The following is a 9455-nucleotide window of genomic DNA, read 5'->3' as shown; positions in this document are numbered from 1 at the left end:
CTTCGCCGAGGCCATCCGCCCACGACCAGCACGAGTATCCCGAACCCCACGCACACCAGACCCGTGACCTGCAACTTCACGATGCACACTGCTCAGTGCTGCCGGAGGCGGCAGCGGATGCGTCTTGGGGGTCCTCGCTGGTGGGGGGCACCAGGTCGAGCAAGCCGTGCATCCCTTCCACCAGCTTGTCCATGCAGGTCATAAGGACTACTCCGAGACTGAAACCGACAGACACCAGCGAGTACCAGGCCAACCAGCGTGCAGGTCCGTGATCCTCGATTGCCGCCCACAGGGCCATCAAGATCAGGGAGACGGCCAGAGAAGCGCATGCAATCGCCCAGTTGGCCAAGGTGGTCATGTGCGACTCGATCAGGTCCTGGAACGTACGGTTGCGACGGCGCCCCCGTCGCGCGATGGCTGTCAGCGGCCCCGCCGCAGCGAGGGCTTTGGCCTTGCTGACATGGAAATGCATGTCAACGACGCCAATGAGCAGGATGGCAAGGCTGATCGTCGCGTTGATTGCGGCGTAGTCGTTACTCATGCGCAGCCGATCGTCATCGAACAGAGCGAACGTCGTAGGTACGACGACCATCGTGGTAAGCGCCGCCAGGGCGATCAGTAGGCCGCCGTACGCGAAGTCCTCACGGATCGACGTGTGCACGTCCTTGGGTTGCCGCAACGCCCTCACCCACTCTTTTCCCCTGTCACCCCGCGTGCGCAGACGTTACAGCACGTGTTTACCGACTTGTTCGGCGTATCGGTAAACAGTCGGGCTGAAGCCACCCCCGATCGGTGACGAGCACAGCGCTATCGCTGCCGGGTCCCGCGCCAGCGCGGCCTCATGGGTGCCTTATCCCATCAGGCCGACCGACACCGCGGCGGCCACGATCGTGACGACGGCCAGTGTGACCATCGCCGTCCGGGCCGCCATCACACGTCACCGTCCTGCGCAGGACGCAGGGGCAGTCCCGTCGGCACCCTCCAGGCGGCAGGGCGACGCGCGCCCTGTACTGGCCCCGGTTGGGCCTGGGCGCCAGCCTCCCGCAGCTGCACGCACCACATGCAGGTGTCCTCGTCATGCGCCCGAGGAGCCGTGGCGCTCTGGCGAACCGGGCGGCGGGAGACGAGTTCGGGCAGTTACCGAAGGCCTTCATGCCTTGCTCAACGACCCAGCCCCCTCAGGCGGTCGTCAGGCCACCCATTCGCCGCACCGCTCGACGAATGAGTCCGATGTCGGGGCCGGTGCGCGAGCTTGAAGAGAAGGCGCTCAAGATCATGTTGTGACGCAAGACCTGAACACCCTCTTGACCGCGCTGTACGTGAAGATCGACGACGAGATCGGAGGGACCCGGTGGATGGGACGGCCGCCGCTGCTGACCGACTCCGAGCTCGTCTGCCTTGCCGTGGCGCAAGCCCTGCTCCGCAGGTACAGGTCCAGGCACGCCGCTCGCGCAGCGCGCCGGCGAGGTCTTCCAGGTACGTGCCCACGCCGTCCCGCCCGCCGGACTGCTCGGCATCGCCACGGCGGCCACCTGTTTCGGGGTTCTGCTCGGCAGGCTCAGGGGTAGAGGCCGGCCCGGAAGGTGAACGAGACGAGTTGCGCTCGATCACGTGCGCCGACCTTCGTCATGGCCCGCACCGCATGCGTCTTCACGGTGAACGGCGACACGGACATCTGGGCCGCGATCTCGTCGTTGCCGAGACCGCTCGCGACGAGAACGACCACGTCCCGCTCCCTGGGGGTCAGAGCGTCGAAGCGTCGCAGCAGTTCCTGGTCGATCACCGGGGGCGGACTGTCGGTCATGTGACCGATGAGCGCGGCCGTCGCGGCGGCCGACAGCGCACCGCCACCGCCGACGACCTCGGTGATTCCGGCGACGAGTTCAGCGGGGCTCACGGTCTTGCTCAGGAAACCGTTGGCGCCCGCGCGAAGGGCGGCGAGAACGATGTCGTCCTGGTCAAAAGTGGTCAGCACGATCACCCGCATCTTTTCGGGTGGGTGCTCTTTGCGGATCCGGCGGGTGGCTTCGACACCGTCGATGCCGGGCATCCGGATGTCCATCAGGACCAGGTCGACGGGGTGGTCCCGGAGGAAGGGGACGACCTGGAGTCCATCGGAGAGATCACCCGCAACAACGAGACTTGGGTCGAGCCGGAGCATCGCTTTGATGCCGGCCCTTATCTCGTCCTGGTCGTCGACGATCAGGATCCGCGTCATCGGACGACGGCTCCCAGGGGGCTGAACTCCGCATGGACCCGGAATCGCCCGTCGTCACTGTCGATCGTCAGCCGCCCGTTGGAGGACTCGACGCGTTCGCGCATCCCCACGAGTCCGAGTCCGCTGCCCGAGCCGGAGCCGCGCAGTGAGTGACCGGCGCGGTTCTCCACGGTGACGCAGATCCTGCCGTCGCGCTCGCGCACATCCACCGTTGCCGCCCCCTCTCCATGCCGGTAGGCATTCGTGAGTGCTTCCTGAACGACCCGGTAGACCGTCACGCCGACGCTGGGCTCCACGAAACCGGCGGGAATGTCGATGGAGGGATGGACGTCGAGGCCGATGCTCTCGAAAGAGGCGATAAGGCCTTCCAGGCCGCTGAGCGCCGGGGTCGGCCGGAGCGCCTCGTCGTCGCAGATGTCGTCTCCGAGGCGGAGGAGCGCGAGGATCCGTTGCGTTTCGACGACGACGGTGCGGGCGCTGGACCTGGCTGAGACGAGGGCCTGCCGGGAAGATTCGGCGTCTTCGGGCAGCCCGATCTCCGCGGCACCGAGATGCAGGCTCAGCATCGCGACCTGGTGGCCGATGACGTCGTGGAGGTCCCGGGCGATGCGGAGTCGTTCCTCGGTCACCCGTCGGGTGGCTTCGATCTCGCGGGTGGCGATGGCGCTTTCGGCCCGTTCCTCCAGGGTGCGCCAGTGCTCTCGATGGATGCGCAGCGCGGCCCCTGTCGCACCTCCTGCTATGGCTGAGAAGAGTGCGGCGGCTCCCACGATCGCGCCGCCACGGAATCCTCCCAGCGTCATGAACGCCCCCAGGAAGAACGCCGCCACGATGCCGGTTCCGGCCAGCGGCTGCTTCCCCCTGAGGGTGACCGAGAACAGTACGAGCACCGCCATCATCCACACCGACAGGGGGTCGTGGCCCACCGCTGTGACGGCGAAGGACGCCGCGCTCGTCACGACCAGTCCTGCCCACGGCCTCCACCATGAGAGGGCGACACCGCCACCGGCGAGGAGCACGGAGAGGGCCGTCGGCCAATCCGACCCTCGCAGGATCACTGCCACGATCTGGCCGGTGAACACCAGCGCGGCCACCGAATAGGCGACGAGGTGCAGCGCCTCGGGGCGGCGGACCCACAGGGGTGCCACGGGCCCGTCCTGATTGTTCTGCGCCTTGACCATGGCCTGATTCTCGTCCATGTGTGCCGCGGCCGTGTACTTCGAATGATGTAGACGGCGAGCCCGGTCCGGGCGATGGGGACGGCAGAACTCATTCGATTCGAAGTGGATGGCAGAACTACTTCGTTCGAAGTACACGGCCCCTCCCGAGGCCGCTGAGACTCCTCATCGAGGCGACCGTCTCACACCATCACGATCACAAAACGGGACACCCGATGACTCAGACCACCGTGACTTCGAGCACGACCACGACCACGCCCTCCGGGCTCCGATCGCTCTACCTGATCCGAGTCGCCTTCTCCCTGATCTGGGTGGCACTCGTCGTCACGACCTCCGCCTCGCTCGTGTCGACGGACAAGCCCACAGTGATCGCGGCCGTGCTGCTCGTCATCTACCCCTTGTGGGACGTCATCGCCACGCTCCTCGAGCGTCGCATGGCTGGCACCGGCTCCACGGACCACGTCGGTACCACCAACATGGCTATCGGCCTCGCCGCCACCGCCGGGATGATCATCGCCGTCTTCTCCACCATCGGGACGGCCCTGCTCGTGTTCGGCATCTGGGCCTTCCTTTCCGGAGCGATCCAGCTCGTCGTGGCGATCCGGCGCCGACGCACCGTCGGTGCCCAGTGGCCCATGGTCATCAGCGGCGGACTGTCCGTCCTCGCCGGTGCCTCCTTCGCTGCCATGTCCGCCTCGGCGACGAGCAGCCTGTCCACCGTCGCCGGATACTCAGCCTTCGGTGCCTTCTGGTTCCTTGTCTCCGTCATCGCCCTGAGCATCCGCAGCCGACGCGAAAAGCGTTGACCACCGCCGTCGGAGCCACCGCCTCTCCCGGAGGCGCGGCGTCTTCCGCAAACCCGGCGTCGAGCAGATCGACCTGCTGATCCTGCGCCGGCCCGCGCCGGACCGCTTCGAGAAGACCACCGCCGCGTACGAAGCTCTCAAGGCGCTGCTTGCCAGCGGTGATCAGTGGTCGTACGCGATCAGGGATCGGGTGACCGGGGCGCTGGTCCTGCGGTTGTGCCAGATCGCCGCAGTCATCGCGAGGATGCGCTGGGCGACCCGGATGGCGACGCCCTCGAAGGTCCGGCCGCCGTGTTGTTCCAGGTCGAGCTGGCCTTTGAGGGAGTCGTTGACAGATTCGATGAGCTGGCGGACCTTCTTGAGCATGGACTCGCCATAGCGGGCCTTCTCCCGCTTGCGGGACGGCCGCAGTAGCTCGATGCCCTGCCCGGCGAGGTCCTGCTCGAACACCTTGCCCGCGAAGCCCTTGTCCGAGATGAGCAGGACGCTCTCGCGTTCGGCGACCAGGCCGGCGTCGGTCTCCAGCATCGAGGCCAGGACTTCGCGTTCGCCGATCTTCGGGTTGGCCAGCGCCCACACGATGGGCATGCCGGTCGGGGTGCAGACCAGATAGAGGCGCAGGCCCCAGAAGAACCGCGAGTGGGAGGCGCAGTAGCCGTACCCGGCCCACCCGGCGAGGTCCGAACGTTGGACCGTCGGGCGGGACATCCCGCACGGCACTGGCGTGGAGTCGACGATCCAGTGGTTGTCGAACCAGAGGTCGCTGTCCATGGCCAGCTCCCGGATCATCCGCTTGACCAGGGGCAGCGCCGCTCGCAGCCGCTTTTTGTAGCCCGACTGTTGAGGGAGGTAGGGGAACATGCCGGTCAGGTGCTTGCGGGCGAAGCGCAGCCAGCGTGCCTCGGAGCGGTGGCCGAGCAGGGCTTGCGCCACGGCAAGGCAGACGAGCTCGGAGTCGGTCAGCAGCGGCGGCCGTCCCATCCACCGGGTCCCTCCGATCTCGTCGTCGATCTTCACGTACAGCGCGGTCAAGAGGGTGTTCAGGTCTTGCGTCACAACATGATCTTGAGCGCCCTCTCTTCAAGCTCGCGCACCGGCCCCGACATCGGACTCATTCGTCTCGGGGGAGGTTGCCGACACGCCTCACACGGCGTGTGGAACGCCCGCCGGCACGCCCGGGGCTACGAGCGACTGGTGCAGCATTCGGAGTCACGCTAATGACCGCCGCCTCACCCGGAAACCGGTACGACGGAGGCACGTGATAGCGGCCGCCACCTGACGACCAGCACCTGCCTGCACCATCGCGCCGCCGATGCCGGAGGCGGAGGCTCTGGGCCTTGCTCTCGACGACGGCCGAACGCTGGCTCAGTCAAGATTCAGCCGCCGCCGACACTTGCCGGGCCGTGACTGCCCAGGGTCTCCGGCTGCCGGCTCCAGCCCGGCCGGCTCACGGTCCCTATCCGACGCCGGGAGAGGATCGGCACCGTTGACACAGTGCACCACAGGTCACACGGGCCAACTGTTCGCGACATGGCGCTACCGACGTAATGCAGTTCGCTGGGTGACGGAATGAAGCTGCGCTTCAGCTGGTACGGCGCCCGCCTCGGGTGCTGTTCCGTCGCAGGGATGGCTGAGTGTTCTCATCGAAGTCTGGCCGGTAAGCCTCTCTCATAGAAGGTCGAGTGGGCCGGTCAGGAATTTGCCTGCCGTCAAGATCGTTCAATCGGCATGCCACCGAACCAGGCCGCCCCTGTCGTACGTCCCATCACCAACGCCGACATTCCCACCGCGGTCGACACCCTCACCCGATCCTTCGCCGACTACCCCTTCACCCGGCACGTGATCGCCGCAGACAGCCACGAAGACCGGATCCGACGCTTCCAAGAACTCTGCCTGACCCGTATCGGGATGGTGTACGGCCGCGTATGGGTTGCCGACGCGGGCCGCGCTGTCGCTGTCTGGACCACTCCTGACCAGGACCCCTCGCCCGCCTTCGCCGAGATCGGCCCGCTGCTCGGCGACCTCACCGGTGACCGGGCGTCCGCCTACGAGTCCGCAGAGCAGACCGTCGCTCCGTATCGACCGCAGGAGTCGGTGTGGTTCCTCAACACGGTGGGAGTCACCCCCGAAGCCCAAGGGTGCGGCCTTGGTACCGCGGTGCTAACCCCCGGCATCGAGGCGGCTGCACGCGCCGGGTACCCGGCATTCCTGGAGACCTCCAGCGAGAGGAACGTGGCGTTCTATGAGCGCCTCGGCTTCAAGGTCACAGCCGAGACCCTGCTCCCCGACAGTGGCCCCCGCACGTGGTGCATGCGCAGGGATCCGCATTAGTACTGCAACCGCATGTGGCGTGACGGTCGGCCTTGCTGCTCGTTGTTCTGACAGTGTGAAGAGTCGCTGACGGTTGAGCAGGTTGAGTCGTGGTCCGGGGGCATAGCAGGGTTGCGTGCCCGGCTCGCGGGACGTTTTGGCAGGTCGGAGCCGCGTGATCGGGCTCTGGACTACATGACGGGCCTGCTGGCGCCGTTGGAGAGGAAGAACGGCTGGACGCTGGCCGAGCAGGTCGGCCAGTTCCGTCCGGACGGTGTGCAGCGCCTGCTCAACCACTCCGAATGGGACGAGGACGCGGTCCGTGACGATGCCCGGACTGAGCGCATGGCTACGGGGGGTCGTCCGGGAGCAGGGTCACGTGGTGTCGTGTGAGCTCCTCGACGAGCGGCGAGAACTCCTCCGGCCCCCACTTCGGTGCCTGCTCTCCGGGTACCGGGTCTACCCCGTTGTCGATCCAGAACTGCTCGTGGCCGCCCGGGAAAAGGAACGTGAGCAGAGTGGCAGGAAGCGCCCCCACGTTCTTGAATCCGTGTCGATTTCCGCGGGGAATCCAGAGGAAGTCGCCGGGACCGGCCGCGAGGACTTCATCCCCGTTGATGAACTCGAAGTCACCCGTAAGGATATAGAAAGCTTCGTCCTCCCTTCCATGTGAGTGCGCCACGGCTCCCCCACCGGGCGGGACGGAGGTCTCGAGCACGCCAAGTCGGCCCTCCGTCTGTGCGGCTGAGATCTTCACGGTAGTCGTATCACCGATGAGCCACTTGGTGATGCCCTCGCCGCGTCGCACGAAAATACCGTCTCGCCGGGTCCAGCGCGGGTCTTTCTTGTCCGGGATCGATACGTTGAAGGTCATGTCATTCCTCCTGTTGATGGTTCCGATGATGCTGGACCGCATCCAGGTGTCCCCAGCTTTCGGCACCGGAGTTGAGATCTGCCGCGGTTCGTAGACGGAGCCGCTCTCGTACACCGACCCATGATTGACGTGGCCCCGGTTTCCATCGGGCAGTGCGTCGCGCAGGCACTGGACGACGCACAGACAGCTCCAGCGATGGGGAAGCCCTCCACCCCGTAATTGGCGTTATTGACCAGCATGTCGACGGGCCCACGGTCTGCGTCACTTCGTTGACGACGGCGGTGACCTGGTCGTGGTCGGTGACGTCCAGGATGCGGGCCTGTGCCCGGCCCGGTGCGAGGTCCTCGAACTCCTTGGCCTGGGCCAGATCGCGCAGCGTGCCGACGACCATGTGTCCGGCTCGGAGGGCCTCGGCGGCGATGGCGCGGCCCAGTCCGGTGCTCACGACGGTGATCAGGAAGGTTTCTCGACATGTCAGCTCAGGAGTCCAGCCATGCATCAGCGGATGCGTATCTACGTAGGCACAGATGGTGCGCAGGGAAGCGGTGATCTCGACTTTGAAGCCGTTCTGCCGGGCATGTTCGCTGATCCGAGTACCAACAGCTGTCGACGGCGTAGAAATCGTGCAGAAAAAGTTCTGGAATGTGCTGGTCGATCGTCCAGCACAGCGGTCTTGATGCCGTCGGACGCCGAATGGTTGCCCTTCTTGGAGTCATCCGTACGGGCCTCTTCATCGGCTCTGATCATTATGGTCAGCTCCTTGCTGGGAGCCAGGATCACCTGGGGACTGGTGGTGTCGGCAAGTCTCCCCGGGCAGGACATTGATCGCACCCGGATGAGGCACTGCTCCACGCGCGGGAAGTGCGATCAACCCGGGCCTCAGGGCCAGGTGGGCGGGCCGACCCGTCGCATCACGGTCGGCTCCTGGGCATCGCTGACTGCCGGGCGCGACGAACCGGAGGCGAGCGGCGCGACGCATCCCTCTTCGCGCTACCCCGGCGTGCCTGCCGGACGCCTAATACTGCAATCGCATGCGTGGGTCGTGGCCTCGGCGTTGGTAATGGCAACGGCGGGCGCGGGCTTGGTTGCGGCGCCGGAAGTGTGACCAGCGCAGACGGTGCTCGTTGGCATGGCAGCGGGCGTGACGACGATGTGCCCGATCATCCGGCGGATCTTCGGGACGCTGAGGGGTATCAGGTCGTGCTCGTCATCTCCGCCGCCCCTTTTACAGCTTCTGCGGCACGGACGGCGGTCAGGTAGGCAAGTACTGCCATCGCCAGGGTGATGTGCCGGTACCAGGCCCGGTAGAGCCGCACCTGGTAGTGGTCCAGGCCGCACTCGCCTTTCGCGGTCTGGAAGCACTCCTCCACCTGCCATCGGGTGCCGGCCGTCTTGACCAGGTCTTTGAGCTGGGAAGTGATGGGTCCGTAGCAGACGTAGTAGGCGATCTCGGTGGGATCGGCCAGGCTGCGGCGGGCGAGCACCCAGTGCCCGTACCCTCCCTGCCAGGACGGCCGGATCGCGACGCGGGCCCAGTGGTAGATCCGTTGGCCGTGGGCTCCGGCTCCAGCCGAGATCCGCTTCCATGCCTGCTTGGGCAGCGCGGCGATCAACTCGTCGACGCGGGTGCCACGGCCATTGGTGGTGAGGACGGTGTCGTTGACCTTGGTGGCCAGCACATACGCGATCTGCCGTTCCTCCAGCCACACGCGGAAGTGCTTGACCTGCCCGTATGCCTCATCCGCGGTGACCCAGGCGAAGGGCACACGGGCGTCGATGGCGCGTTGCAGCATCCACTTGAGGTGCTCGATCTTCGTGGCGAACGGCACCGTGTCGTCGATCCCGGCCGCCCGGCAGCGGTCGCGGTCATCCGTCCAGGACTTCGGGACATACAGTTCCCGGTCAATCAGCGCCCGCCCCTTGGCGGAGGCATAGGCGAGGAAGGTGCCGATCTGACAATTCTCGGTGCGGCCGGGGACCTGTATTTCAATTAGTGCTCGGTTAGCGGGAGTTGGCGGAACACTGAGGGTATGGCTGCGCGTACGGTCGACCGGATCTCCGTTGTGGCT

Annotated in this window: 9 protein-coding genes and 1 pseudogene; 3 read left to right on the top strand and 7 right to left on the bottom strand. The window is 66.2% G+C overall.

Annotation, left to right across the window (positions count from 1 at the left end; genetic code table 11):
- Positions 1 to 76: 76 nt before the first annotated feature.
- From ACFVJQ_RS44875 to ACFVJQ_RS44865, 3 genes are all read right to left on the bottom strand, one after another.
- On the bottom strand, positions 77 to 661 hold the full coding sequence (locus ACFVJQ_RS44875; RefSeq protein WP_385518686.1) for a hypothetical protein: 585 nt from the start codon (positions 659 to 661) through the stop codon (positions 77 to 79).
- Between the two features lie 897 nt (positions 662 to 1558).
- Positions 1559 to 2218, bottom strand: a complete 660-nt coding sequence (locus ACFVJQ_RS44870; RefSeq protein ID WP_385518552.1) for a response regulator — start codon at positions 2216 to 2218, stop codon at positions 1559 to 1561.
- The gene (locus ACFVJQ_RS44865; RefSeq protein ID WP_385791689.1) at positions 2215 to 3417 is read right to left on the bottom strand and encodes a sensor histidine kinase; all 1203 of its coding nucleotides are present in this window, start codon (positions 3415 to 3417) and stop codon (positions 2215 to 2217) included. The genes ACFVJQ_RS44870 and ACFVJQ_RS44865 overlap by 4 nt, the downstream gene beginning before the upstream one ends.
- A gap of 194 nt (positions 3418 to 3611) precedes the next feature.
- Here ACFVJQ_RS44865 and ACFVJQ_RS44860 point away from each other — a divergent pair, with 194 nt between their 5' ends.
- On the top strand, positions 3612 to 4202 hold the full coding sequence (locus ACFVJQ_RS44860) for a DUF308 domain-containing protein (protein ID WP_385791687.1): 591 nt from the start codon (positions 3612 to 3614) through the stop codon (positions 4200 to 4202).
- A gap of 162 nt (positions 4203 to 4364) precedes the next feature.
- Here ACFVJQ_RS44860 and ACFVJQ_RS44855 read toward each other — a convergent pair whose 3' ends face one another.
- The gene (locus ACFVJQ_RS44855; protein WP_385791685.1) at positions 4365 to 5258 is read right to left on the bottom strand and encodes an IS982 family transposase; all 894 of its coding nucleotides are present in this window, start codon (positions 5256 to 5258) and stop codon (positions 4365 to 4367) included.
- A gap of 672 nt (positions 5259 to 5930) precedes the next feature.
- Here ACFVJQ_RS44855 and ACFVJQ_RS44850 point away from each other — a divergent pair.
- Both ACFVJQ_RS44850 and ACFVJQ_RS44845 read left to right on the top strand, forming a co-directional pair.
- Positions 5931 to 6533 carry a GNAT family N-acetyltransferase gene (locus ACFVJQ_RS44850; RefSeq protein ID WP_385791683.1) on the top strand — a complete coding sequence of 201 codons (603 nt, stop codon included), beginning with the start codon at positions 5931 to 5933 and terminating at the stop codon, positions 6531 to 6533.
- Positions 6534 to 6635: 102 nt separating this feature from the next.
- Positions 6636 to 6848 (top strand): annotated as a pseudogene (locus ACFVJQ_RS44845) (transposase); the annotation flags it as partial.
- 13 nt (positions 6849 to 6861) lie between these two features.
- Here the strand turns inward: ACFVJQ_RS44845 and ACFVJQ_RS44840 are convergent.
- From ACFVJQ_RS44840 to ACFVJQ_RS44830, 3 genes are all read right to left on the bottom strand, one after another.
- On the bottom strand, positions 6862 to 7500 hold the full coding sequence (locus ACFVJQ_RS44840; protein ID WP_385791681.1) for a cupin domain-containing protein: 639 nt from the start codon (positions 7498 to 7500) through the stop codon (positions 6862 to 6864).
- On the bottom strand, positions 7388 to 7885 hold the full coding sequence (locus ACFVJQ_RS44835) for an SDR family NAD(P)-dependent oxidoreductase (protein ID WP_385517855.1): 498 nt from the start codon (positions 7883 to 7885) through the stop codon (positions 7388 to 7390). The genes ACFVJQ_RS44840 and ACFVJQ_RS44835 overlap by 113 nt, the downstream gene beginning before the upstream one ends.
- 694 nt (positions 7886 to 8579) lie before the next feature.
- Positions 8580 to 9455 (bottom strand): IS701 family transposase (locus tag ACFVJQ_RS44830; protein ID WP_385791679.1); only part of this gene is annotated, 876 nt, incomplete at its 5' end.

It is taken from the genome of Streptomyces sp. NPDC127197, assembly GCF_042672405.1.
In the GTDB taxonomy this organism is placed as follows: Bacteria; Actinomycetota; Actinomycetes; order Streptomycetales; family Streptomycetaceae; genus Streptomyces; species Streptomyces flavusporus.
This window is presented reverse-complemented; position numbering and strand designations above follow the sequence as displayed.